Origin of the sequence: Shewanella morhuae (assembly GCF_900156405.1) — a bacterium.
Taxonomy (GTDB): Bacteria; Pseudomonadota; Gammaproteobacteria; order Enterobacterales; family Shewanellaceae; genus Shewanella; species Shewanella morhuae.
Genome location: NZ_FTNN01000011.1, coordinates 41648 through 64777 on the forward strand (window position 1 = coordinate 41648; position 23130 = coordinate 64777).

At 42.7% G+C, this 23130-nt stretch carries 25 protein-coding genes; 7 read left to right on the forward strand and 18 right to left on the reverse strand.

What is annotated here, in order from left to right; genetic code table 11:
* Nucleotides 1-120: 120 nt before the first annotated feature.
* Nucleotides 121-1878, forward strand: a complete 1758-nt coding sequence (locus tag BW947_RS13280) for a SulP family inorganic anion transporter (RefSeq protein ID WP_076500334.1) — start codon at nucleotides 121-123, stop codon at nucleotides 1876-1878.
* A 146-nt stretch (nucleotides 1879-2024) separates the two neighbouring features.
* On the opposite strand, the gene BW947_RS18930 is transcribed toward BW947_RS13280, so the two are convergent.
* Both BW947_RS18930 and BW947_RS13290 read right to left on the reverse strand, forming a co-directional pair.
* Nucleotides 2025-2222 carry a hypothetical protein gene (locus BW947_RS18930; RefSeq protein ID WP_076500451.1) on the reverse strand — a complete coding sequence of 66 codons (198 nt, stop codon included), beginning with the start codon at nucleotides 2220-2222 and terminating at the stop codon, nucleotides 2025-2027.
* A gap of 162 nt (nucleotides 2223-2384) precedes the next feature.
* Complete coding sequence (locus tag BW947_RS13290; protein ID WP_076500337.1) at nucleotides 2385-3041, reverse strand: glutathione S-transferase; 657 nt, start codon at nucleotides 3039-3041, stop codon at nucleotides 2385-2387.
* Between the two features lie 289 nt (nucleotides 3042-3330).
* Here BW947_RS13290 and trhO point away from each other — a divergent pair, with 289 nt between their 5' ends.
* Nucleotides 3331-4335: an oxygen-dependent tRNA uridine(34) hydroxylase TrhO gene (gene trhO / locus BW947_RS13295; protein ID WP_076500340.1), complete on the forward strand. Its 1005-nt coding sequence runs from the start codon at nucleotides 3331-3333 to the stop codon at nucleotides 4333-4335.
* 198 nt (nucleotides 4336-4533) lie between these two features.
* On the opposite strand, the gene BW947_RS13300 is transcribed toward trhO, so the two are convergent.
* From BW947_RS13300 to BW947_RS13355, 12 genes are all read right to left on the reverse strand, one after another.
* Complete coding sequence (locus BW947_RS13300; protein ID WP_076500342.1) at nucleotides 4534-4785, reverse strand: DUF2897 family protein; 252 nt, start codon at nucleotides 4783-4785, stop codon at nucleotides 4534-4536.
* A 35-nt stretch (nucleotides 4786-4820) separates the two neighbouring features.
* On the reverse strand, nucleotides 4821-5558 hold the full coding sequence (gene kdsB / locus BW947_RS13305) for an 8-amino-3,8-dideoxy-manno-octulosonate cytidylyltransferase KdsB (protein ID WP_076500344.1): 738 nt from the start codon (nucleotides 5556-5558) through the stop codon (nucleotides 4821-4823).
* 335 nt (nucleotides 5559-5893) lie between these two features.
* A complete protein-coding gene (gene can / locus BW947_RS13310; protein ID WP_076500346.1) occupies nucleotides 5894-6511 on the reverse strand; it encodes a carbonate dehydratase in 618 nt (205 codons plus the stop codon).
* A gap of 206 nt (nucleotides 6512-6717) precedes the next feature.
* Nucleotides 6718-7548 (reverse strand): alpha/beta fold hydrolase, encoded by an 831-nt coding sequence (locus tag BW947_RS13315; protein WP_076500348.1) that lies wholly within the window; start codon nucleotides 7546-7548, stop codon nucleotides 6718-6720.
* Nucleotides 7549-7632: 84 nt separating this feature from the next.
* Nucleotides 7633-8346, reverse strand: a complete 714-nt coding sequence (locus BW947_RS13320) for a M15 family metallopeptidase (RefSeq protein WP_076500350.1) — start codon at nucleotides 8344-8346, stop codon at nucleotides 7633-7635.
* Complete coding sequence (gene dapE / locus BW947_RS13325; RefSeq protein WP_076500352.1) at nucleotides 8340-9482, reverse strand: succinyl-diaminopimelate desuccinylase; 1143 nt, start codon at nucleotides 9480-9482, stop codon at nucleotides 8340-8342. Before dapE ends, BW947_RS13320 begins: the two co-directional genes overlap by 7 nt.
* Nucleotides 9479-9823, reverse strand: coding sequence for an ArsC family reductase (locus tag BW947_RS13330; RefSeq protein WP_076500355.1), 345 nt, complete (start codon nucleotides 9821-9823; stop codon nucleotides 9479-9481). The genes dapE and BW947_RS13330 overlap by 4 nt, the downstream gene beginning before the upstream one ends.
* 271 nt (nucleotides 9824-10094) lie before the next feature.
* Nucleotides 10095-10604 carry a PTS glucose transporter subunit IIA gene (crr, locus tag BW947_RS13335; protein WP_076500357.1) on the reverse strand — a complete coding sequence of 170 codons (510 nt, stop codon included), beginning with the start codon at nucleotides 10602-10604 and terminating at the stop codon, nucleotides 10095-10097.
* 72 nt (nucleotides 10605-10676) lie between these two features.
* Nucleotides 10677-12380: a phosphoenolpyruvate--protein phosphotransferase gene (gene ptsP / locus BW947_RS13340; RefSeq protein ID WP_076500359.1), complete on the reverse strand. Its 1704-nt coding sequence runs from the start codon at nucleotides 12378-12380 to the stop codon at nucleotides 10677-10679.
* A gap of 117 nt (nucleotides 12381-12497) precedes the next feature.
* The gene (locus BW947_RS13345) at nucleotides 12498-12755 is read right to left on the reverse strand and encodes an HPr family phosphocarrier protein (RefSeq protein ID WP_076500361.1); all 258 of its coding nucleotides are present in this window, start codon (nucleotides 12753-12755) and stop codon (nucleotides 12498-12500) included.
* 29 nt (nucleotides 12756-12784) lie between these two features.
* The gene (locus BW947_RS13350; RefSeq protein WP_076500363.1) at nucleotides 12785-13180 is read right to left on the reverse strand and encodes an ACT domain-containing protein; all 396 of its coding nucleotides are present in this window, start codon (nucleotides 13178-13180) and stop codon (nucleotides 12785-12787) included.
* 180 nt (nucleotides 13181-13360) lie between these two features.
* On the reverse strand, nucleotides 13361-14998 hold the full coding sequence (locus BW947_RS13355; RefSeq protein ID WP_076500365.1) for a methyl-accepting chemotaxis protein: 1638 nt from the start codon (nucleotides 14996-14998) through the stop codon (nucleotides 13361-13363).
* A 357-nt stretch (nucleotides 14999-15355) separates the two neighbouring features.
* Between BW947_RS13355 and BW947_RS13360 the strand changes: the two genes are divergently transcribed.
* On the forward strand, nucleotides 15356-16087 hold the full coding sequence (locus tag BW947_RS13360; protein WP_076500367.1) for a DUF3334 family protein: 732 nt from the start codon (nucleotides 15356-15358) through the stop codon (nucleotides 16085-16087).
* Between the two features lie 511 nt (nucleotides 16088-16598).
* On the opposite strand, the gene BW947_RS13365 is transcribed toward BW947_RS13360, so the two are convergent.
* Nucleotides 16599-17228, reverse strand: coding sequence for a 3'-5' exonuclease (locus tag BW947_RS13365; protein ID WP_076500369.1), 630 nt, complete (start codon nucleotides 17226-17228; stop codon nucleotides 16599-16601).
* Nucleotides 17229-17607: 379 nt separating this feature from the next.
* Here BW947_RS13365 and BW947_RS13370 point away from each other — a divergent pair, with 379 nt between their 5' ends.
* The gene (locus BW947_RS13370; protein ID WP_076500371.1) at nucleotides 17608-17901 is read left to right on the forward strand and encodes a YciI family protein; all 294 of its coding nucleotides are present in this window, start codon (nucleotides 17608-17610) and stop codon (nucleotides 17899-17901) included.
* Nucleotides 17902-18216: 315 nt separating this feature from the next.
* Nucleotides 18217-19224 (forward strand): class I SAM-dependent rRNA methyltransferase, encoded by a 1008-nt coding sequence (locus BW947_RS13375; protein WP_076500373.1) that lies wholly within the window; start codon nucleotides 18217-18219, stop codon nucleotides 19222-19224.
* Between the two features lie 85 nt (nucleotides 19225-19309).
* Here the strand turns inward: BW947_RS13375 and BW947_RS13380 are convergent, their stop codons facing one another.
* The gene (locus tag BW947_RS13380) at nucleotides 19310-19759 is read right to left on the reverse strand and encodes a carboxymuconolactone decarboxylase family protein (RefSeq protein WP_076500375.1); all 450 of its coding nucleotides are present in this window, start codon (nucleotides 19757-19759) and stop codon (nucleotides 19310-19312) included.
* Nucleotides 19760-19795: 36 nt separating this feature from the next.
* A complete protein-coding gene (locus tag BW947_RS13385) occupies nucleotides 19796-20704 on the reverse strand; it encodes an AraC family transcriptional regulator (RefSeq protein WP_076500377.1) in 909 nt (302 codons plus the stop codon).
* Between the two features lie 512 nt (nucleotides 20705-21216).
* Between BW947_RS13385 and BW947_RS13390 the strand changes: the two genes are divergently transcribed.
* Complete coding sequence (locus tag BW947_RS13390) at nucleotides 21217-21747, forward strand: NUDIX hydrolase (RefSeq protein WP_076500452.1); 531 nt, start codon at nucleotides 21217-21219, stop codon at nucleotides 21745-21747.
* A gap of 57 nt (nucleotides 21748-21804) precedes the next feature.
* Entirely contained in the window at nucleotides 21805-22335 is a 531-nt protein-coding gene (locus tag BW947_RS13395; RefSeq protein ID WP_076500379.1) for a tRNA-uridine aminocarboxypropyltransferase, read from the forward strand.
* Between the two features lie 82 nt (nucleotides 22336-22417).
* Here BW947_RS13395 and trhA read toward each other — a convergent pair whose 3' ends face one another.
* Nucleotides 22418-23101, reverse strand: coding sequence for a PAQR family membrane homeostasis protein TrhA (gene trhA, locus BW947_RS13400; RefSeq protein WP_076500380.1), 684 nt, complete (start codon nucleotides 23099-23101; stop codon nucleotides 22418-22420).
* Nucleotides 23102-23130 lie beyond the last annotated feature (29 nt).

The following is a 23130-nucleotide window of genomic DNA, read 5'->3' on the forward strand; positions in this document are numbered from 1 at the left end:
CGAATCACGGGCTATTAGCCGTAAGGTTAACGCAGAGAAAGAGAAGATAAGCTGTAGAGACTCAGAGCTTATTCCAAGCTCGGTCAGTTAACTTGGGAGTGAATATATGGAGGTTATCGCGTGAAGTTTCCCAGTTTAGTTTCATTTATGCCAGGTTTAGCGCAAATGCTGCAGTATGAAAAACAATGGTTAAGGGACGATGTCCGTGCTGGCTTATCTGTTGCTGCGGTGGCGTTACCCGTTGCAATTGCTTATGCCCAATTGACCGGTGTGAATGCTGCTGTTGGCTTGTATTCTTGTGTTTTACCTATGTTGGTGTACGCCTTTTTTGGTACCTCCAGGCAGCTCATTGTAGGGCCTGATGCGGCAACTTGCGCAGTGATTGCAGCTGTTGTTACGCCGCTTGCAGCGGGCGACAGTATGAAACATTGGCAGTTAGTCATGACCATGACGGCTATGACGGGTTTTTGGTGCCTTATTGCGAGTCGTTTTAAGCTCGGTGTATTTGCTGATTTTCTTTCAAAACCGATTTTGATGGGATTACTTAACGGGGTCGCGATTACCATTATTGTTGGCCAATTTTCAAAAATTTTTGGTTTTACCTTTGATGAGCGTTATCTCATTGAACGCCTCAGCCTTACCCCTTCTTATTTATCAAAAACCCATTGGCCAACATTGTCTATGGGAATTGTAACGCTGGCAACCTACGCCTTACTCAAACATTTTCGTCCCCAATGGCCAGCTTCAATGTGTGCAATGGCAATGGCGGCTTTTCTGGTTTGGATGTTTAACCTAACAAGTCTGGATATTAGCGTTGTGGGGGAGGTTGCCGCAGGGTTACCTACTTTTCAAGTCCCTGCTTTTGATTTAGGTATTACCCGTGAGCTTGTGATCCCCGCACTTAACTTGGCCATGGTAAGCTTTGTCAGTATGATGCTGACAGCGCGAAGCTTTGCAGCAAAAAATGGTTATGATATCGATGCCGATAAAGAATTTAGGGCGCTAGGTTTAGCGAATATAGCCTCGGCATTATCCCAAGGTTTTGCTGTGAGCGGTGCCGATTCTCGTACCGCCGTTAACGATGCCAATGGCGGTAAAAGTCAATTAGTATCCATTATTGCTGCGGTGTTAATTGGCATCGTAGCACTCTTTTTTACCGAGCCGCTAAAGTATATTCCGAGTGCCGCCTTGGGTGTGGTACTGGTGATTGCTTCTATTTCACTTATTGATTTAAAGTCGTTATGGAACCTGCGCATAAGGGATCGTTCTGCTTTTTTATTAGCCTCAATTACGTTGTTCTCGGTATTGTTTATTGGGGTCATCCCGGGGATAACCTTGGCGGTATTACTGGGCTTATTCCAATTCTTGGCGACGGTTATGCGCCCAACAGATCAAGTGCTTGGATTGGATCATAAGGGCGTTATTCGTAGTATTGATGATTCGGATAAAGCAAAGTCAGTTCCAGGTGTGTTTATCTACCGTTTTAATTCTCCATTAACCTACTTCAATGCAGCCTATTTTAAGCGCCGTTTGTTAGAGCGATTTGTACGTGAGTCGGAGCCGGTTGATTGCATAATTATTGATGCGGTACCTTGTTTTACACATTTAGATTTAAGTGTGATGGCGATGTTAGCTGATTTACATCAGTTACTTAAAAAGCGTGGAGTACGTTTAGTCTTAGCGGGTCGCAAGCGGCAGATGCTGGGATGGTTCGAGCAAGCTGGTATGCATACGGGTGAAGGAGGGATTTTGATCCGGCCTGATTTATACCTTGCTCTTAAAATGAATCAGAGTTACAAACAGGCTTTGGCCGAAGGGCAAGCACCTGTTATTCAAAAGATTCCGGATGACTCAGTATTACTACACAGCCATTTATAGTTAACGCTTGGCGTTTATAGGCGGTAGTGCTTAATTTTATAATGATATCTTTCGTAAAAAATATTCTAGAAATAGCGTAACTAAGGTTGCGCTATTTTTTTCGCCAGTAACTTATCAATAGAATGGGGCTTAGGTTTTGTTCCCGTTTAGTCTTTAAGAATTCTATCTAGTGGAATAAAACCGTGGTAAGCATAGTAACCCATAGGGCCAAGTATCAGGCTGAGTAAACACCAGAAGCATTTCTTATTTGTGCTGAGGTTGACTCTACTGTTGAAGGCTCTAAAGGCGAATAGACAATGTAATAACAGCAATCCTGTCAGCATAATTATGATGTTGATATCCATATGTTCCAACGCACGTATCCTTGTATTTTCTCATTCACGCTCTTGAGACATTAAGAGCGGTGGCTTTTTATTTAGCTATGTTGCCCAGTAATCAGCACTTTACTCGAACGGCGGATTAATATCCATAACATAAAATCACAATAATCCTTTTAATTTATTGGCTTACCAATCTCCTAACAAGTAAATCGGCGCATGACTAGCATTCCAGATCACATGTTTATGCATGGCGCTAATAAATATTTCGCTAGACATTAATCGCTCTAACCATGTGGCTACAGCAGGAAAGTCATCACTCAGCACATGTTTAGTTTCTACTGCGGCAAATTGGCGTATAAAAGGTGCGATGGCATAGTCGGCGAGGCGAGGTGTATGGCTCACTAAAAATGGCGTTTCACTAAGGCAATGTTCCAGTTGTATGAGAAAACAGCTCGCCTGTCGGTAATAATCTGCTTGCGTTTGCTCAGGGTAACGATCGCTATATTTATAGCGATCAAGCCATGGTTTAAATTGCACATCATTTTGTTCGATAAGTAAGGCCATTTTATCGGCAGCTGCAGGATTTTTATGGCATAACAAATCTAATGGATCGCGCTGCATGAGTGCCCAGCGCATAATATCAAGGCTCTGGGCTATGGCATCGCCGTTCGGTAACACTAGCACGGGCACTGTGCCTTTAGGTGACACGGCCAGCATCTCTAGCGGTTTGGCTTTAAGTGTAATTTCGCGGATTTCTAGATTACATTGAGCGAGTAATAATCCAAGACGCGCCCGTATGGCATAGGGGCAGCGGCGGAAAGTATACAGAACGGCTAAAGCCATACAGGACTCCTCACTTGTGTTATTAGTTTGAAAAAGCCTTGGCAGGAATGCGGCTTATGAAAGGCGCAGATAGTACCGTGTTAATACATATATTTGTGTTTAATTTGTATTCAACACATTGTTTTTATCACTCATATACGTAAAGAATAACAGACCCAGCATTTTATCTGTGTTTATCTGGCTGTGACTCAGGTAAAATTCTGCGCTATTTTGGGATCTGTAGCAAATCTACAGATGGTTAATGTGTTTATGCACTGGAAATGAAGTTCCAGCCAGCAAAGAGGGTGTTATGGCTAAAGTTGTCGTGTGTGCGTTATATAAATTTGTGTCGTTACCGCATTTTGAATCGATTCGAGCACCATTGCTCGAAATGATGGAACAGGCCGAAATCAAAGGTACTTTACTACTGGCAAGTGAGGGGATTAATGGCACCGTCGCAGGTACTGAACAAGCTATCGAAGCACTATTAGTTTGGCTCAATAGCCAAAATAGTCTGGATAAGATTGTTCATAAACTGTCATTTGACGATGAAATGCCGTTCTATCGCACTAAAGTTAAATTGAAAAACGAAATCGTGACTATGGGCATTGAAGGGATTGACCCTTTAAAAGTCGTTGGTACTTACGTTAAGCCACAAGATTGGAACGCGCTGATCTCAGATCCCGATGTGATTTTAGTCGATACTCGCAATGACTATGAGGTTCAAATCGGCACCTTCAAAAATGCGGTTAACCCAGTCACCGAAACCTTCAGAGAATTCCCTGAATATGTGAAGCAGAATCTTGATCCTGCCAAACATAAAAAAGTGGCAATGTTCTGCACTGGTGGTATTCGTTGTGAAAAATCAACCGCCTATTTGAAAGAGCAAGGTTTTGAAGAGGTCTACCATCTTGAGGGCGGCATTCTTAAATATCTTGAAGAAGTCAAAGCCGAAGAAAGCCTGTGGGAAGGCGAGTGTTTCGTATTCGATAATCGTGTTGCGGTAAATCATGATTTAAAGAAAGGCCAATACGATCAATGTAATGCTTGTCGTATGCCTATCACTGAAGTTGAAAAACAGAGCCCAGCTTATGTGCAAGGCGTGAGCTGCCCACATTGTATTGATAAAATTTCTGACGAGCAGCGCAAACGTTTTGTTGAGCGTGAACGCCAAGTGAATCTAGCCAAAGCCCGTAATGAAGCGCACATCGGCAGCGATGTAAATCAAGTGATTGAAGCCCGCCGCGAGCAGAAAGAAGCACAGCGTCGACTCGCCGCCGAGAAAAATAACGCGAAAAAATCACCAGTGTTATAAAACATACAGTGTGAGTCACTAATATAATGTGCATTATGGCCCGACTTGTTCGGGCTATTTTTTCATTATTTATTGTGTGCTTGCGCGAAAAGACAAATCTAACAATTGGCTTTAAAGCGTTTAGGTTTAATTATTTTATTAAAAAAGCGCATTTAGCGCCTTTTTAAAAACCATAAAATAAACACGCTTAAGCACTGATTACTCTTTGCGATCCTTTGTATTAGGCTCTGAACTCGTCTCTGTTGCTGAGGTTGGCTGTAATGATGTGTCATTATCTGCTTCACTAGGCGTTTTATCAGGATCGTCATCGCTTGTCTTTATCTGTTTATCTTTGCCATGCTGACCAAATTGCGGCAGCTTAAACTTAGCACTGTATTTGAGTGCGGCAAGATTACTGGCAATGACACCAAGGATCAAAATAATCAGGATCCAAACTTCTAAGGTTGACATACTCAGCTCCTATTTCAAAAAGACCAACAATGCAATTACTTAGCCGCTAATCTTTGCTCACATTTACGAATGTCATCTGGCACATCGACTTCGACAGAATCAAAATCGCTAATCGCTATTTTGATCTTATAACCATGTTCTAGGGCGCGTAATTGTTCAAGTTTTTCTAGTTCTTCTAGGCGACCTAATGGCAGCGCGGCAAAAGCTTGTACAAATTTGCGGGTATAAGCGTAAACGCCTAAATGCTTATAAACAGGGTAATCTTGCGTATCGCGACCAAAGGGAATGCGAGCACGGGAGAAATAAAGGGCAAAGTCGTTGTTATCAAACACCATCTTCACATGCATTGGGTCATCAAGCTCGGCTTTATTATCAATCACTAAACCTAAAGTGGCCATTTCAAACTCACCTGGGTGATCTTTAAATAGATTGATTAACTGTTCAATAGAAGTGGGATTAATCAGCGGCTGGTCGCCTTGCAGGTTGATGACTAAATCATCATCTTTTAGCCCTAAGAGGCTTATCGCTTCATTGATACGATCTGTACCTGATGCTGCATCTGGGCTGGTCATAACAACATTGCCGCCAAAACCTTCAACAACCGCCTTAATGCGATCATCATCGGTCGCGACATAAATGTTAGTCAGACCTTTGGCTAACGATGCGCGTTCATACACATGTTGGATCATAGGTTTGCCATTAATCAGTGCTAAGGGTTTACCCGGAAAGCGGCTTGAAGCATAACGAGCGGGGATTAAAAGAGTGACATTCATCAAATTATCCTATTTTTATCAGGCACATACTGTTTAGACTACAAAAGGGCTCGCTATGAGCACTGTTGATGTGTAATAGCGGTTAGATACGACAGAAAAAGTCATCAACATGTTAGCGATAATTTCCTACGCCCATGACTCTAGCATTGGCAGCAGAGTATGTTGTGCGTATCTTTAATGTTGATAACGTATAGGCGGATTATAACTGGGGTAAAAGCCCCTTGCGATGTTTAATTGTTAAAAACAGCCATGTAAGAATAAAACCTGCACAGAGGCAGGTTTTATTTAATTTTTACGCGAACTTAGCATGATGCCACCCGCCCAAAAGCGAATCATTAACGTGGATGGGCTAATCCATGTTCGCGGTCAACCGTGACATCTAAATCTGTGAGTAAGCCGTTATCAATACCGTAAATCCAGCCGTGCACAGCCACTTCTTGGCCGCGATCCCATGCCTCTTGCACTATGGTTGAACTGGTTACATTAGCAACTTGTTCAATTACGTTAAGTTCGCACAGGCGATCAAAACGTTTAGCTTCATCCATTTGTAACAATTCTTCTTGATAGATACGGTAGATGTCCCGTAAATGTCCAAGCCAGTTATCGATAAGCCCTAAGCGTTGCTGACCCATAGCTGCCCGCACGCCACCACAGCCGTAATGGCCGACAACCATAATGTGTTTTACTTTAAGGACATCAACGGCATATTGCAGCACAGATAAGCAGTTAAGATCGGTGTGAATCACCATGTTAGCGATATTACGGTGAACAAAGACTTCACCAGGCATAAGATCGATGATTTGGTTAGACGGTACGCGACTATCAGAGCAACCAATCCACAGGTATTCAGGATGTTGCTGTTTAGCTAATTGTTCAAAGAAATCAGGAGTTTCTTGGCGTATGCGTCCGGCCCAACGGCGATTATTGTCGAATAGAGGTTTAAGTAGTTTCATTGTAACCTATTGTTTTGTTAACATGTAAAATGACTTTCTAATGCTCTAGCTCTTGCAGGCAGCACTCTTTAAACAAGAGTATAACAGTAAAATTTTCTGTGCTGGTCTATCCAATGCGTGACAACATTAGCGGATTGAATGTTAATGATGTTTGCTATTTTTGGCTCTGTGCACATTTTATAATGCAGTCCCTTAATGGGACGGTTTTATAGATAACGCGCCAGAAAGGCGACTAAATGCTGATTGATAAACTCAGCTTGCTCAAGCGTTGAAATGTGTCCTGCTAACGGAATATGCACCAGTTGGCTACCATCAATGCTGTCACTCATCAAATAGCTTTCTAATACACTATGTATCTTATCCTCAACCCCCGCCATGATAAGGCAAGGTAGCGTAAACTGCTCAGCATATTCCATCGTATCGCGGCGACCAAAAATCATCCGTCCTAGTTTAACAATTGTCGGAATTTTTTCCACGGTGATACTTGCAAGAGAACGCTCAAAAGCGGTCATACGCTCAGGTGCGTTATCGATGGTATGATTAGCGAAAAACAAGGGTGAAATGGTGCTGATAAGCGCCGCAGGTATAGCGTTCGCCGCAGCGATAGTATCCAGCATGGAATAATATTTAGCACGAGTCACTTCCGGTTCAAAACCAATAAAGCTATTTAGCATGACTAAAGCGTTAACTCTTGCCGGCGCTTTGAGTACCAGTTCAGCACCCCACATCGCGCCAACAGAAAGCCCAATGATGCTAAAGTTATCAATTTCGAGGGCATCCATTAAGGCCAACATATGATCGGCAATATCAAGTAGGGTCGTGCAGTTATCGGGGAGTAAATCAGACTGACCATGGCCCCAAAGTTCCGGAACTATGCAGCGGTAATGGCCACTTAAGGCGGCGATTTGTGGCGCCCACATGGCGCTGTCCCATAAATAACTGTGACCGAACAACAATACAGGGCCAGTGCCGATATCGAGATAACTTAGATTGCGCTCGGCAATCGTGCACAGTTGATAGTGTGAAGAAAAATCCATAAAACCTACTTAATCAAATATATCATTATGTTACGCCCAAACCTTAACGATGTCATTGGCCTTAACCTTGACTAATACTCGTGACTAGGGCTGAGCAATACGCAACACGTATTCATCTATGAGCGCATCTAAACGGGTGAGTACGGCATGTTTGAGCAACATATCACTGTTGGCTAACAGGATAGCCAATTCAGAGCGATCAAATTGAGGCAATAATAATTGTGACACAGGGAAATAGCTGATATGCCAAGGTTCTGGGCTCACCGCACTTTGTCCGCGTTGGAAGGGAAAATAAAAGCCAAAATCATAGGCATTTTCCAGCAACCAAGCATGCAGTTTGGCGCAGGGGCCATTTTCGACATATTCTGCTTCAATAAGACGCAGCGCTTTGATATCAATTGTCGCCGCATCGAATACATCAAGATCAGTGCCCCAGTGATGACGGGATGCACCCGGAAGCGCCGACCAAAGTAGAATTAAATCGACAATAGCGTCGTCACTCAAGCCCTGAATATTTACCGTTTGTTCATTAATATCCAACACCGCACGTTTGCCGCTGGCCTTAGCATTCCAAATAGCGAGTTGCCTTTCAAATGGTCTGTGGGCAGAGCAGATAGCCAGTTTTATACCCGCTTCGTTAGCTTTTGCTGCCATCGCATTAAAGGCAATGGCAGTGTTGGGCTCTAACCAAAAGCTATGATACCCACGGTGATGTGGGCTTAAATACTCCACTAAGTCTGAGGAGGTTAAGCCATAAAGCCGTGCATGTTCGGGGCGAATATCAAGATGCGCTAACACAGCAGTTGTTCCAAGATGATTTCATAACACAGGGCTAACTGCTCAAGGTCGTCCACTTTAACGCATTCATTTACTTTGTGAATAGTGGCGTTAACGGGGCCCAGTTCTAGCACTTTGGCACCCGTTGGCGCGATAAAGCGTCCGTCTGATGTGCCACCAGTGGTCTGAGGGTCGGTTTCATAGCCTGTGACTTGGCGAATCGCGATACGGGTTGCATCAAGTAATGGACCATCACCGGTTAAAAATGGCAGGCCATTAAAAATCCAGCTGATGTTATAATCAAGCTCATGGGCTTTCAATAATGCTTCAACGCGCTCAATCAAAATTTCGGCGGTCACTTCGGTAGAATAGCGGAAGTTAAACATCACCTCTAGTGCGCCAGGGATCACATTTGATGCGCCAGTACCACCATTGATATTGGCGATTTGAAAGCTGGTAGGCGGAAAAAACTCATTGCCGTTGTCCCAGTGCATTTGGCTAAGTTCAGCTAAAAAAGGCGCCGCTTTATGAATCGGATTATCGGCAAGGTGCGGATAGGCCACGTGACCTTGAATCCCGTTAATTGTTAGGTTGCCGGTTAAGCTACCACGGCGCCCATTTTTAACAACATCGCCCAGTTTTAGGGTTGATGACGGTTCACCGACAAGTGCCCAAGTAATCTTCTCGTTGCGGGCCTCTAAGGTATCAATGACCCGTGTTGTGCCGTTGATAAATGGGCCTTCTTCATCGCTGGTAATCAAAAAGGCGATAGAGCCATGATGATCGGGGTGTTTTACGACAAATCGTTCGGTGGCAATCACCATTGCTGCCAATGAACCTTTCATATCTGCCGCGCCGCGGCCATATAAATAACCATCGATAATGGTGGGCACAAAAGGCGGGGTGTGCCAACGATTTACATCGCCTGTCGGAACCACATCTGTGTGGCCAGCAAAACAAAATAATGGACCTTCATTGCCACGACGTGCCCACATATTAGTGGTGTCTTCAAATATCATCGCTTCAATATTAAAGCCGAGTGTACTTAATCGTTCTGCCATTAAGGTTTGGCAGCCTTCATCAAGTGGCGTCACCGAAGGGCGAGCGATTAATGCTTTAGTGAGCTCAGTCACGGGGTAATTATCAGCTGATATCATAGCGAGAATACTCTTTTATAATCGGCTTCATTAAAACCCACTAATACGTGTTCACCAGCTACAAGGACGGGACGTTTGATGAGTGTTGGCTGCGCTAACATGAGTTTAATGGCTTTGACTTGATCTACATCGATTTTATCTGCGTCGGTCAATGCGCGAAAGCTGGTGCTGCGCTTATTGAATATGGTTTCCCAACCTAAAGTGTTGCACCAGAATTCGAGGTCTTCTTGACGTAAACCATCATCTCTAAAATCGTGAAAATTAACCGTTAGTTGATGATTTTCAATCCATTTGCGTGCTTTACGCACTGTATCGCAATTCTTAATACCGTAGATGGTCAAAATGATGCTCCAGTGTGGATGGACGCTTGGCTAGCAAGCATTGATTTTGTAGACATTGTGGCAATGTGTATCACATGTAACCAGTGCAATATGCGATCAAAAGACAGCACAATTTGTTCTCAGTTTTTCAGACACTTATCACCATATCGCTTATTTATCCTAAAAACATAAAGGGCGCTTCTCGTAGAAATCACCCCGACGATATTGTCTGATAAATAATATTTTCCGGTAAATCATATCGTCTGGTAAAGAATGTATTGCAATCATTAAGCTAAAGCTGAACTGTAAAAATCACGTCTTTACCGGCAACAACACTGCCTTGGGCTTTGTCGAGATATTTAATGTCTTCCATATTCGCAAGCACAACTGGTGTCAGTAAGCTGTCGACCTGATCTTTGAGGTAATCAATATCAAACGACAAAATAGGATCGCCAACTTTCACTTCTTGGCCTTCTTCGGCCAAGCGTGTAAAACCTCTGCCCCTAAGTTCCACTGTGCCCACACCAAAGTGGACAAATAGCTCTAAACCTTGGGGTGATTCAATGCTGAATGCGTGATTAGTCTCGAAAATTTTACCAATAGTGCCGTCGATAGGTGCAAGAATTAATTCACCTTTGGGAGCGATAGCGATGCCATCACCAACAATTTTTTCGGCAAAAACCACATCAGGGACTTTTTCGATTGCCACAATATCGCCTGAGACAGGAGCATATACCATGATACCGCCAGCTAATTGAGACTGACCCGATACCAAGCGCCTAATTCGGCTTAAAAATCCCATAATGTCACGCCTCTTATACTTGTTTTGGTCATTGTTTTTCTTCTATGGATGCAGCATAACGAATAAATGTCTCTATTTATAGCTTGTTATACACTGCTGCAGATCTGAAATTCTATCTTGTTGTAATGCTGTGTGTGCCAGTGTGGCAAATTGTTGCATATTGCCTTGGCAAATCGCGGCTTTTACCTCCAAGAGTGAGTTTAAGTTAACACTGAGCTCATCAAGCCCCATGCCTATAAGTAGCGGCGTTATGTGCGGTGAGCTGGCGAGTTCACCGCAAAGTGAAACTTTAACGTTGGCGCTTTTAGCTTGGAGTATTGTCATATTAATTAACGCTAAAACAGCAGGGGATAATGAAGGGTAATCACGGGTTAATTGCGGATTAGCTCTATCTGCGGCCATAACATATTGCGTTAAATCATTCGTGCCGATGCTGACAAAATCAAGTCTGGGTAGCATAGCGCGTAAATTCAATACCGCTGCTGGGGTTTCAACAACGATGCCATAACTGAGTTCACCGTAGCCTTTTTCTTCCTCTTCTAAGGCATCTTGGCACTGGGCGATTAATGTAAACACCTCATCTAATTCTTCAACTTGATTCACCATAGGAAACATTAAGCGGATAGGACCATGGTTGGCGGCGCGCAAAATAGCTCTTAATTGGGTTTTGAATAATTCGGTATGGGCCAAGGTATAGCGAATACCGCGCAGACCTAGAGCGGGATTATCTTCTTGTTCTTGATATAGGCAGGGCAGCTTTTTATCTGCACCGATATCTAACGTTCTAATCGTGAAGGTTTTACCGCCTAGCGCGTGCAGCGCTTCGCAATATAAACTGTATTGGGCTTTTTCGTCGGGTAGGGTACTCACGTTCATCAACATGAATTCGGTACGAAACAAACCGATGCCATCTGCACCGACATCACTCACATGGATGATGTCGTTGAGGTTGCCCACGTTGGCCATTAATCCCACTTGATGGCCGTCTAGAGTTTGTGCAGGAACATTTTTATAGGCTTGTAGTGCAGCGCGGCGCAGCTGTTCATGGTGAAAGGTGACGGTAAGTTTTGCTTGTTGTTCTGGGTTTGGGTTAAGACAGAGTTCGCCATTAAGTGCATCGAGAACTAAGGGCATGCCGTTAGGAATGAGGTCGGTATCAAATTGGCAACCTAACATGGCCGGAATACCTGCCGCTCTGGCTAAAATGGCGGTATGGCTGGTTAGGCCACCGGTTTTAAGCACTATCCCACAAAGATTTTCTCGGGGAAGTAACGCAAATTCGGCTGGGGTTAAGTCTTGGGCTAATAATATCGTCGGGGTATCGAATTTTTTAAAACCTTGATCTAAGTGGCCATTAATCGCCGCGACAACCCTTTGGCCCAATGCACGTACATCTTGCGCTCTATTAGCAAGATAAGGATCGTCTAATGACGCTAACTCATTAGCTTGATGAGCGAATATACGCTCGACCGCCACACTGGCTGATAATTGTAGTGTTCGAATAGCGTCATTAACTTGCTCAATTAACTCGTCATCTTGCAATAGGAGTAAGTCGGCCTCAATTAATTGATAGTTATCTGAGTCACTGTTTAATGTTGCCTGGCTAAATGTCAGCTGTGCTTGTAACTCGGCTAATGCTTTAACAAACTTACCCTGTTGCTGAGGAATGTTAGACAGAGGAATAGGACGATAATCAAGATGGTGTTCGGCATGAATAAGGTGAAGCGCTTGACCAAAAGCGATTCCCGATGACACGATAATCCCCGTAATTGACATATTCATTCCTAAATTAACCATTGAATTAACTACTCTTTTACGGTGGAGAGTCTAATTGAGTGCAGTTGAGTTTGTAAAGAGTAGGGATAAATACATTACAGCATGAAAATAATCGGACTAACTTAGGGTAATAAGGAGTTCGGATACTTTATCTACCGCAAGTTGTGCTTGCTCACCTTCGGCAAATACTTTAACCGTTACGCCATAGTATAAGCCTAAGGTTTGTAGTTTAAACAAGCTCTTAGCGCTAGCTTGTTTACCATTGCATTCGACAAGTACATCGCAATCAAAGGTTTTTGCTTCTTTAACTAATAGTGCCGCTGGGCGAGTATGAATCCCATGTTTAGCAATAATGGTGACCGTTTTTTCGTACATAATAATTGAACTCATATTTAAAGAAGGTATTACGCTTCGTCTTTTGATTCTATGATGTGGTAGCCCTGTTTTTTTAAAGCTTCAATAGCAAGGTCAAGTCGATTATGTTTCACCAAAATGTAATCAGTATCGAAGGTCGACATGGCAAAAATACTGATATTTTCATCTGCTAGGGTACTGGACACTTTAGATAAAAGTCCAGTCGTCAAAAATCCAAGTGGGCCTAACGCTTCAAAACAGCGCCAACCGGGTTCTTGCTCTAAGCTGTCGAGCATAATATCGCTAGAAATAACTAAAGATAAGCCTTCAGGCGTTTTACCGATAAAATAAATATCTTGAGCAAACACTTCGTTGGGTAATACGGCATTCGGGCTAAAGCTATGGATGGTATATTGTTCGGGATGAACAGCTAAGGTCATTCGCATGGCAGTTACTCGCAAGGGTATTGTAACTAAAGCATACCGTATATCTGATCTGGAGTGACAGAGAATTTGTTCTGAGCTGTTACTGGTGCTATCCCAGCATTATTTTTAAAAGGTGGGTGAAAGTGAATAATCAGGGAGCTTTATTGTAATCGCTCCCTGATTAATTGTATCGGTGGAGTGCTAGATTTTAAACTGCCCTAGGGTACCTGACATACCTTGGCTAATGTCTTGCAATGACTGCGCTGCATGGCGGTTAGTCTCATTCGCTTTAACAGAAACTTCCGTTAATTCGGAAATATTACAAATATTGCGATTAATCTCCTCTGTAACAAGGGATTGCTCTTCAGTGGCACTGGCCAGTTGAGTATTCATATCACTAATATGTGCGATTAATTGCAGTATCGCTGCCATCGCTTTACCCGCTTCATAGGCTTGCGCTTGTAATTCATCAGATTGACGTTGAGTCTGATTATTACTATTCATCACTGAACTTACACCAGATTGGATTTCACTGATGATTTTTTGGATCTCATTAGTCGAATCTTGTGTGCGAGTCGCTAGGGCGCGAACTTCATCGGCCACCACCGCAAAACCTCGGCCATGAGTACCCGCGCGCGCGGCTTCAATCGCGGCGTTAAGGGCTAGTAAATTTGTTTGTTCGGCAATACTGCGGATCACATCGAGTATGTTACCGATTTGCTGAGAAGCCACAGCCAGTTTTTGAGTAATGACTTCAGAGGCTTTTAATTCTGCCACCAGCTTTTCAGTGTTATTAACTGTGTTATCGATAACGATTTGGCTTTGCTGCGCTTGATCTTTCACGCTATTGGCGGCATCAGCTGCTTGCTGTGTATTACTCGCCATTTCATGTGTAGTTGAGAGCATTTGATTGATTGCGGTGGCCACACTACTGGTTTCTCTGTGTATGTGATCGGTACTTTGATTTGACTCTTCAACTGCAATTAATAATTGCTTGGCATCGGAATCTAATGCTTGCCCCAAAGGTTGTAACTGGCCCACCATATCACCAATTTTTTGGGCAAATAGATTAAAAGCGCGGGCGAGGTGAGCGATTTCATCTTTACCTTGGGTACTAATGCGCTGACTTAAATCACCTTCACCTTGGGCAATGTTTTCCAGAGCATCAATGGCATCATTTAGCGGAGAAGTAATTGAGCGATTGAGTACCAGAAAAAAAGCAAAAATCGGAACGGAAATCAAACACATAATGATCAAGTAATCGATGATGATAGATTGTAAACTTGTTTTTACATCGCTTAAATAGGCACCTGTTATCACCGTCCAGCCCCATTGCGGATAATAACTAGCCTGTGCGAGCTTATCTTCTATGGCTCTGGTCATAGGGTCTGCAATGGGGTATTCGAGGGTCGTTTTCGATTGCGCGCGCGCTAATGGCAGCATAGTGGCTAATGGATTACCGCCATTTGGTAACTTAAAATTTAATGCAGAGGTGCCAATAAGGCTCGCATTCTCACCATGGGCAAGGATTTGATTCTTATCGTCAATAACAATGAAGTAGCCGGAGCCTGAAAAGCGAGTTTTATTGATTAAATCAGCGGCAGCTTTTTTAGCATCGTCTTCGCTGAGCCTACCTTTACCGACATCTTGACGATATACATCTATTACGCTTAATACGTTGGAGAGTTGGCCATCGATCTGTAACCATTTTTGCTCGATTAAATTGCTGTATTGCTCCTTAATCGAAAAACTAGCAAAACACACAGTGCCCAAAGCCGCAATAAGGAGCATCATCATTAAGCGTTGTAAAATGGTAAAGCGGCGCAAAAATGGGATCATTGGTGTTCCTTGAGGCATGATTGTTGGCTGCTAATATACCCGCGAATCATTTTCAATTGAATCAACTCACCTACTAATTCAATTAAAGCCCTTAATAAAGATCATTTTATTTGATCTAACGCAGGTTATTAGGGAGAGTAAATTTAAATATGGCGCTTTATTAAGCACAGTGAGCTTGGTGTCACAACGTTACTGCTACTTAACACCTAAAGCGTCACTTGTTCTATTAGATATCAATAGGTTATATTTATGTTAATGCCATCAGTCTACTGACATTAGGCTAATTAATTGTTTTAACTTTGATTTTTAAAGTATTTGCGCGCAAGATTAACCCATTATTCAGTTTGAGAATCAATTATGACCAATAATACTATCGTAACCTCGGATGATATTTTACTGAAACTGTGTCATTCAGTTGCCCACGTCTTATCCAACACTAGCGCCAGTAATGTCACCCATGCCGGTATGGTGCAGGGTATTGCGCGCACTCGCCTGAAACCCGATCTGGGTTGTTTTTCTATTTTTGATGGTGGCTTTTCAGGGCTGGTGGTGATTAACTTTTCCTCATCTGCAGCAATTGAAATTTACCGTCGTTACATGCTCAATATGGGCATGCCTGAATCTGAACTTGCCTTTTCGCATACTTCTGATGAAGTGAGTAACGTGATGGGTGAGCTGATGAACCAAATTCTAGGAGATTTTATTAATAAAATTTCTAAAGAATTACAAACCTCAATTAGCCAAAGCCAACCAAAAATGTTGACCATTAATAAAGAGTTAACTATCTCTATTGATGCTAATCTTGATGACGCTGTTGCTCGCAGAGTATCATTTAGAACCGAAAACAATCATATTTTCTATCTCGAGTTTGCCATGGACAAAACTGAGTTTATTCGTTTAGATGAGTTTGTATATGATGAAGAATTTGATCCCGACAGTCTTTTAGAACAACACAGCACAATAGGTGCGAATAAAGGCTCAGTCTCAAATGTCTCATCTTTGGTAAAAAATGCAGATAAGCCTGCAATTACGTCCAATACCATTGATAACGCTGAAGCCGATGATTTACTTGATCAACTTGGTATTTAAGCGGAAAGTCAAGTAATTGGCACACCGACTATAAAGGCAGTGATAAAGCTGATGATATTATTATGCTCGGCCATGACAACTAACTAGATTACAAGCATAAATTGAAGTGGCAGTTAGCGCAAAATATTCACTTTGTGATTTGTAAGTCTGTGTCGTTAATTGGCAGTGATAACGATTAATAATGGTTTGGTTGTGACTGAGCATTTGATGTCTCTTTGGCATAAATTATTCACTTTTTAGATGATGCGTTAAGCCACAGTGACAGTCCTGAGTGTAAAAACTGAAATTTAGCCGGCGAGATTTTTGTCGACTGTGTGCTTAAGCTTATTAGTAGATAAAAGGTGAGCCACGAGCTTATTACACCCCGTTGAATGGCGCGTAGTTCCTATAGAGAGTAAGTGACTTAAGTGGTTGCAGATAAATAAAACGATCGATCACTCGAAGACTCAGCTTAAATAACCAAAAGCCGATAATTTAACCTTATCGGCTTTTGGTATGCAATTTTTATCCGCTAGGCTTTAACGGCGTACTGGCTTAAAAAGCGTGGTACATCGGCCTTGCTTTTCTTGGTGAGCTTTTGCAGTAATTCAAAGGTCGGCGAACAGAGACCGAAATCGTGCTTTAGATCAGCTAGCATAGCCAGCCATAAGTGGCCTGTCATTTCGGCATCGGCTAAAGCACGGTGAAAGGTGCCATCAGTGGGTAACTGTTTATAGCGCACTAAGGTACCCAATTGATGGTTAGGTGCCGCTTGATATAAACGTCTTGCCACCAGTAAGGAGCAGCCAAATTGACCAAGGTAACGGTGGCGAATTTTAGCAAACTCGGCATCTAAAAAACGTTGATCAAAGGCTGCATTGTGAGCGACTAAATTATGATTGGCGATAAAACGGGCAAAGCGCGCCATCACTTCATCGCAAGGCGGCGCATCGCTGAGCATTTGATTACTGATCCCAGTGTAGTCCTCAATAAAGCGACTTATTTTGAATCCCGGGTTCATTAATTCAGAAAATCTTTGGGTGATCACGCCATCTTCAATCAATACCGCCCCGATTTCAATCGCGCGATCCCCTTGGTTAGGTGACAGTCCCGTGGTTTCAAAGTCGAGTACGACCAAAGTATTTGCGGCGGATTGAGGCATAGATCTGACCTTGGTTTTAAAATAATGAATCAGCATTTTATGCAGTAAAAGAAAATGCTCAATGATAAGGTAATTGTAATTTAATACGTTAGTAAATTCACTATCAGTATTATTACTGACGATTAGCCGGTGCTCGGTGCAAAGGCGGAAGGTTACTTATCCGTCTGCGGCTTAAGATTAAGGTTCTTATATCAAATTCTTATATAATAAATCCCTAGAACGTATGCCGCTGGTTTGACTCCTAAGTCAGATACTATGCACTATATAGCTAGCCCAAATACCCAGCTGGATCATATTTAAACTGAAAGAATTATGATCGCTTTATGGAACGCTTAGCGTTAAATTATTTATTTTCGTATCAGTCGACTAAAGGATTTTTATGTTTGTTGTTTCGCTCACCTATAAAAAGCCCATTGCGGAAGTAGAGTTATACTTAGCCGCCCATATTGCCTATCTTGAACAGCATTATGCCGCAGGAACGTTTGTCGCTTCGGGTCGCAAAGTACCGCGTACTGGCGGTGTTATTTTAGCTGTCGCGGCAACTCGCGCGGTGTTAGAGATTATTTTGCAGCAAGATCCTTTCGCTATTGCTGATGTTGCCGATTTTGAGGTGATTGAGTTTATACCGACTAAAGCTGCAGCAGGGTTAGAGCAGTTAATTGAAGTGCTTTAATTTCTATCTTTTTTAAATATTAATCCGTGTATTTTGCCATTGCTTGGCGGATTAGATGACGTTATCTATGTCTCAAGCCGCCAGCAGTGAAACAATGTTAATTTTAGGTCCGTTCTTGATCTCAACCGCAATCTAAAAAGAGGCTGGCTAAAAGCCACATAATAGGGCTGGCGTACCATTGTACTACCTTACCAAAGTACATTTTTTAGTATTATGTGGGTTAATTTCTTCGATATTCTGCGGCTTAGTTTGGTATTATGCCGTTTTCCTTCTCCTAACCTTAAACGGTTTTGCGCTGCGCGAGTCTTGCTTTTTATGTCTATTCAAACGCTGTTATCGACGGCTCTGGCGAAACGCCATGATTTTTTACAACATGCAGAAGATAATCAAACCGACTGTTTTCGGGTGTTCCATGGCACAGCTGAAGGTGTGAGTGGCTTGAATATCGACCGTTATGGCGATACTTGGCTAGTGCAGAGTTTTCACCAGACGTTAACGGATCAAGAGTTGGTCGATATTGGTACTATTTTGCTGCAACAGGCCGATTTACCGATTATTTATAATGACCGTTCATTAGGCAATTCCCGTGTATTGAATGCATTATCGCCACAATTAGCTGAGATTGCCGGTTCTGAGCGGGTGATGCAGGAAAATGGCATTAAGTTCTGTACTAAACTGCGCCACGAAGGGCAAGATCCCCTGTTATTTCTCGATATGCGCATTGGCCGTGAATATGTTCGGGCAAACAGCCAAGATAAAACGGTATTGAATTTGTTTTCTTATACTTGTGGTATTGGCACTGCGGCAGCTATGGGCGGGGCAACGCGAGTGATGAATGTCGACTTTTCTTCATTTGCCTTAGCCACGGGCACAGCCAATGCGGCGTTAAATCAAGTGTCGAAGGTATGTGAGTTTGTGCAGAGTGACGCGTTTCCAGCATTGCGCCAATTAGCAGGTTTGAGTGTGGGAGGGCGTCGTAATCAAAAATTACCTAGCTATCCCAAATTACCGCAAACTCAGTTTGATTTAGTATTTCTCGATCCGCCGCGTTACGCCAAGAGTGCCTTTGGTATTGTCGATTTAATCAATGATTATCAAGGTCTGTTTAAGCCTGCATTGATGACAACTAAAGCCGCTGGCACTATCGTTTGCTGTAATAATGTGGCCAAGGTTGACCGTCAAGCTTGGTTTGATAGTTTAGTGCGCTGCGTTGAAAAACAAGGTCGTACAGTTACTGCATATGCTTGGCTCAATCCCCATGAGGATTTCCCCTCGTTCGATGACAATCACCCACTTAAGATAGTGGCACTGACGTTAAGCTAACAACATAACGACACGAACGACATCGTCAGAAAATAAACAGGGCACCACATAAGTAGCCCTGTTTTTTACATTTAGCTGGGTCGTATTAGATCGGTTGTAAATGAAAAGCGATAGCGATGCGGTTCCAACCATTAATAGCAATGATTAAGCTTGTTAGATCAACAATTTCTTTTTCAGTGAAGTGCTCAGCAAGCTTTGTATACTGACTATCGCTGACAGGTGCAATGGCAACCTGGGTTAATATTTCTGTCCATTTAAGCGCTGCTTGTTCTCGCTCATCAAATAATCCGTCAACCTCATGCCAAGCGGCCAATAAATCTAAACGCAGTTGTTTTTCGCCATCGGCTCTGGCTTCCTCTGCGTGCATCCGTTGGCAAAAAGCGCAGCCGTTGATTTGTGATGCCCTCAGTTTGATTAAATGTACCAGTAGTGGTGAAAAGTTAGAGTCTGCAGCGGCGGTGCCTAAACTTATTAGTGCTTTAGCAAGCGCGGGTTGTAGCTGATAAATGTGTTCGCGTGCGATACGTTCTGACATAAAACCTCCTATAAACTGAGGTATTAATATAGAGAGTTAACGTGACTTAGCATTGGAGATTTGCGACATTTTACGTTTTTTATATTGTCCCGGTGTTTGCTGCGTCACCCGCAAAAAGTGTTGGTGCAAATGAGCTTGATCGTAAAATCCACAATCTAATGCGACCTGCGTTAGGCTAGTTTCAGGGAAATGGCTAAGTAGATTACGGGCAATTTTCACTCTATTTAATTGCAGTAGTTGCGCGGGTGACAATCCAGTTTCTTGTTTAAATTTGCGTTCAAACTGGCGACGACTTAAAGGTAGCTGCGTGTAGAAATCTTCTAAACGGGTTTGAGTTTGAATAAGTCTGGGTAAAGTTGCTTGTACTAATCCAACGGTTGAGCATTTTCCTATCGATAACATCATATCGAGTCGCGGTTTAGCTAATTGTAACAGCCACTTTTCAAGTAGCACGATACGCTGTGTTGGCTGATGTGTATCCGCAAGTTGAGATAATAGTTGGCTTAATCCTGCTAGCTGTAATTGAGCTGCCTCAATGAATGTTGCTGCAGTGACACCTTGAATATCTTGCACTTCGATTCCGAGCAAATGAAAAGCGCCACCAGGATGAAAGCGCACGGTCAGTTGTTCTATGCCAGGTAAAAATGTGTGGCAATGTAAATGCTGACCGCAGTGAAATAGCACCTTGGGTTGGTCGATACTGCGGTTATGGGTTTGTGCTGGAAAGTAGAAGCTCAAACTGGTGCCGCCATCAGGATAGAATGTCTGTTCAACACTCTGAGGGAAATGCGTCGCAACTTGTAGATGAAAATAATGCTGTATCCATGGGCGTAGCGGCGCTTGCGGTTTAAAATGCATAAAGCCTAAATGTGCTAGTTCAGTTTCGAAACGCTTAAAACTACGCATTTCTAATAAATTCGCTGTGTACTGCAACAGATACACCATTAGGCAAGGGAAAGAGTGCCAGATTAATCTAATTGTTCCCTTATTGCATCACCCATTGGCAATGCTGATTTAGGCGGATGGATATGCAGTTAAGCTGGACTCGGGATAAGCTCTGCGTTTCTTCAGGTTGGTTATCAAATACCTGCATATGGTTTGTCATAGCCAATTATTCGTAGAGTATGACTTTTTGGTGCGCTTAAAGCCAATATGTTGTTTTATTTTATATGGTTAACTAATTCGTGCTGCTCATGTCAATGGGTTTGTAGCTGTTTAATAACATGCTGGTTAAGTTTTTATAAACACAACAAGTGAAGAGCCTAAAATGTGTACGGTGATTGTTTTGGCTTATAGCCATAACCTATAACAATCCATTTTGACTTTGATTGCTATAGCATTCGCTCACAGTATAAGGCCAACTAAGTAGGTTACTTTAGTTGAATGTAAGGTAGTTTTTTCTCTGAAATAGTGCAGTTTTCGTTTATGCTGCTCTTTTTTAATGTTGAGCAATGGGCATGCGTCTACTTAAATCTACCCAAGATCCCGCGGTTAATTTATTAACTGCTCGTGTTTTTTATCGCAGAGCAGCCCGTGCAATTGTGTTATCGGGTGATGATATTTTGCTGCTTTATACCCAAAAATATCATGATTACAGTTTGCCTGGCGGTGGAATAGATGATGGCGAGAGTCTTGAAGCTGGGCTTATCCGCGAGTTACAGGAAGAAACAGGGGCTTTGGCTATTCAAATATTAGCGCCGTTTGGTCGTTATGAAGAGTTCAGGCCTTGGTATCGTGAAGGTGCAAACGTAGTGCACATGGAATCATTTTGTTATGTGTGCCGTATTGATACGACTCTTGGTCAGCGGGGGTTAGGCGAGACTCGGCTCGAAGCCCATGAGATTAAAAATGGTATGCGGCCAAAATGGTTAAATATCCATAAAGCGATTGCTCACAATGAAAAAGTACAGCGTAATAATCCGCAGAAAGGTCAATCGATTGAACGAGAAACTTTTTTACTCAAACAGATCGTTTTAGAGTGCTTATAATTATCAAATCAGCTAATGGATTGATTTAAATGGCTGTATTTAGAGGGCGGGAAAGCGGTGCAGATTATTTTACTGACCCATGAACGCGAGCTTACTCGTAAAACTAATACTGGCCGTTTAGCCTTAGATGCTTTTCCTGCCAAGGTGATGAGTATTGTTTGGTCGAGAGTGGCTGCCGATAAAAACCTAATCGAAATGCTCGCATCACAGCAAGCTAAATTGCTGTTTCCAGCGGAGGATGCCGAGCTTGCGAATGACCGAATAGAGATGGGTTTATCTGAACATGGCTTACAACTGATGCAAACTGACCCATTATCACAACCAGCAATGCCTGAGCAGGTGGTGATTTTAGATGCTACGTGGCAGGAGGCGCGAAAGATGTTGCGCCAAAGTCCCTATCTTAAAGCCGCAGCAAGGATTAGCTTACCGCCACAGACACAGCAATCCACCTTTATATTGCGGCGTAATCAACAAGAGGGAGGTTTGTGCACTGCAGAATGTATTATTGCGCTTTGGCATCAATATGGCTGTGATGAGCAAGCGATGGTATTAGCATCGCTGTTTGCCCAGTTAAATACCCGTCATTAATAGCGATATTTGAGAAACGTTTGAAAGAGTATAGAGATAAAATATGAATAGTATGTGGCATACAATTAGCGCTGATTTGGCTTTAAATTACCGTTAGATAGATACATAAAAAGTGACTCATCGCACCGCCAAGCACAAATAGATGCCAAATAGCATGATTAAATGGAATACGTTTACCAACGTAAAACACCACACCTAAAGTGTAAAATAAGCCACCTAAAATCAATAAATTAAAGCCTAACTGCGACATGGCCGCTGTTAAGTCGCCTATCACAGTGACACATAGCCAACCCATAGCGAGATATAACACTAGACTTAACTTTTTGAATTTATGAATAAACAGCGTTTTAAATAATATCCCACCAATCGCAAGCGACCAAATCGCCGTTAACATCACTATTGACTGCGTCCCCTGTAGGCTTATCAGCATCAAAGGGGTGTAAGTTCCTGCAATCAAGCAGTAAATGGCGCAATGATCGGCGATCTTAAGTTTATGTTTCCAGCCTGAATGGCTAACACTGTGGTATAAGGTCGAGCATAGAAAAAGTACTATGATGCTCGCACCATAAATGGCAACGCCTGTTAGTTGAATTGGCGTTAGGTGATCTTGCCCCTTTAGTAACATCAGCACCAATGCCACTATACCTGCAATAACACCTAAGCCATGGGATACGCTATTAGCGATCTCTTCTTTTATACTATATGGCCCAGATTTAGCTGGGACAGTGTCTGTATTTTGTTGTTCGATGATACTGTGATTCGACATAGTAGATACACACTCGCAAACGATAATGA

Excerpts from the sequence above, each read along its gene's own strand:
- BW947_RS13345 (WP_076500361.1), bottom strand. The coding sequence starts at position 12,755 with ATGTACGAAAAAACGGTCACCATTATTGCTAAACATGGGATTCATACT.
- kdsB (WP_076500344.1), bottom strand. The coding sequence starts at position 5,558 with ATGAATGTCACTCTTTTAATCCCCGCTCGTTATGCTTCAAGCCGCTTT.
- dapE (WP_076500352.1), bottom strand. The coding sequence starts at position 9,482 with ATGATATCAGCTGATAATTACCCCGTGACTGAGCTCACTAAAGCATTA.
- BW947_RS13360 (WP_076500367.1), top strand. The coding sequence starts at position 15,356 with ATGACCAATAATACTATCGTAACCTCGGATGATATTTTACTGAAACTG.
- ptsP (WP_076500359.1), bottom strand. The coding sequence starts at position 12,380 with ATGTCAATTACGGGGATTATCGTGTCATCGGGAATCGCTTTTGGTCAA.
- BW947_RS13290 (WP_076500337.1), bottom strand. The coding sequence starts at position 3,041 with ATGGCTTTAGCCGTTCTGTATACTTTCCGCCGCTGCCCCTATGCCATA.
- trhA (WP_076500380.1), bottom strand. The coding sequence starts at position 23,101 with ATGTCGAATCACAGTATCATCGAACAACAAAATACAGACACTGTCCCA.
- BW947_RS18930 (WP_076500451.1), bottom strand. The coding sequence starts at position 2,222 with ATGGATATCAACATCATAATTATGCTGACAGGATTGCTGTTATTACAT.
- can (WP_076500346.1), bottom strand. The coding sequence starts at position 6,511 with ATGAAACTACTTAAACCTCTATTCGACAATAATCGCCGTTGGGCCGGA.
- BW947_RS13370 (WP_076500371.1), top strand. The coding sequence starts at position 17,608 with ATGTTTGTTGTTTCGCTCACCTATAAAAAGCCCATTGCGGAAGTAGAG.
- crr (WP_076500357.1), bottom strand. The coding sequence starts at position 10,604 with ATGGGATTTTTAAGCCGAATTAGGCGCTTGGTATCGGGTCAGTCTCAA.
- BW947_RS13365 (WP_076500369.1), bottom strand. The coding sequence starts at position 17,228 with ATGCCTCAATCCGCCGCAAATACTTTGGTCGTACTCGACTTTGAAACC.
- BW947_RS13315 (WP_076500348.1), bottom strand. The coding sequence starts at position 7,548 with ATGGATTTTTCTTCACACTATCAACTGTGCACGATTGCCGAGCGCAAT.
- BW947_RS13300 (WP_076500342.1), bottom strand. The coding sequence starts at position 4,785 with ATGTCAACCTTAGAAGTTTGGATCCTGATTATTTTGATCCTTGGTGTC.
- BW947_RS13385 (WP_076500377.1), bottom strand. The coding sequence starts at position 20,704 with ATGGTGTATCTGTTGCAGTACACAGCGAATTTATTAGAAATGCGTAGT.
- BW947_RS13380 (WP_076500375.1), bottom strand. The coding sequence starts at position 19,759 with ATGTCAGAACGTATCGCACGCGAACACATTTATCAGCTACAACCCGCG.
- trhO (WP_076500340.1), top strand. The coding sequence starts at position 3,331 with ATGGCTAAAGTTGTCGTGTGTGCGTTATATAAATTTGTGTCGTTACCG.
- BW947_RS13390 (WP_076500452.1), top strand. The coding sequence starts at position 21,217 with ATGCGTCTACTTAAATCTACCCAAGATCCCGCGGTTAATTTATTAACT.
- BW947_RS13375 (WP_076500373.1), top strand. The coding sequence starts at position 18,217 with ATGTCTATTCAAACGCTGTTATCGACGGCTCTGGCGAAACGCCATGAT.
- BW947_RS13355 (WP_076500365.1), bottom strand. The coding sequence starts at position 14,998 with ATGATCCCATTTTTGCGCCGCTTTACCATTTTACAACGCTTAATGATG.
- BW947_RS13350 (WP_076500363.1), bottom strand. The coding sequence starts at position 13,180 with ATGCGAATGACCTTAGCTGTTCATCCCGAACAATATACCATCCATAGC.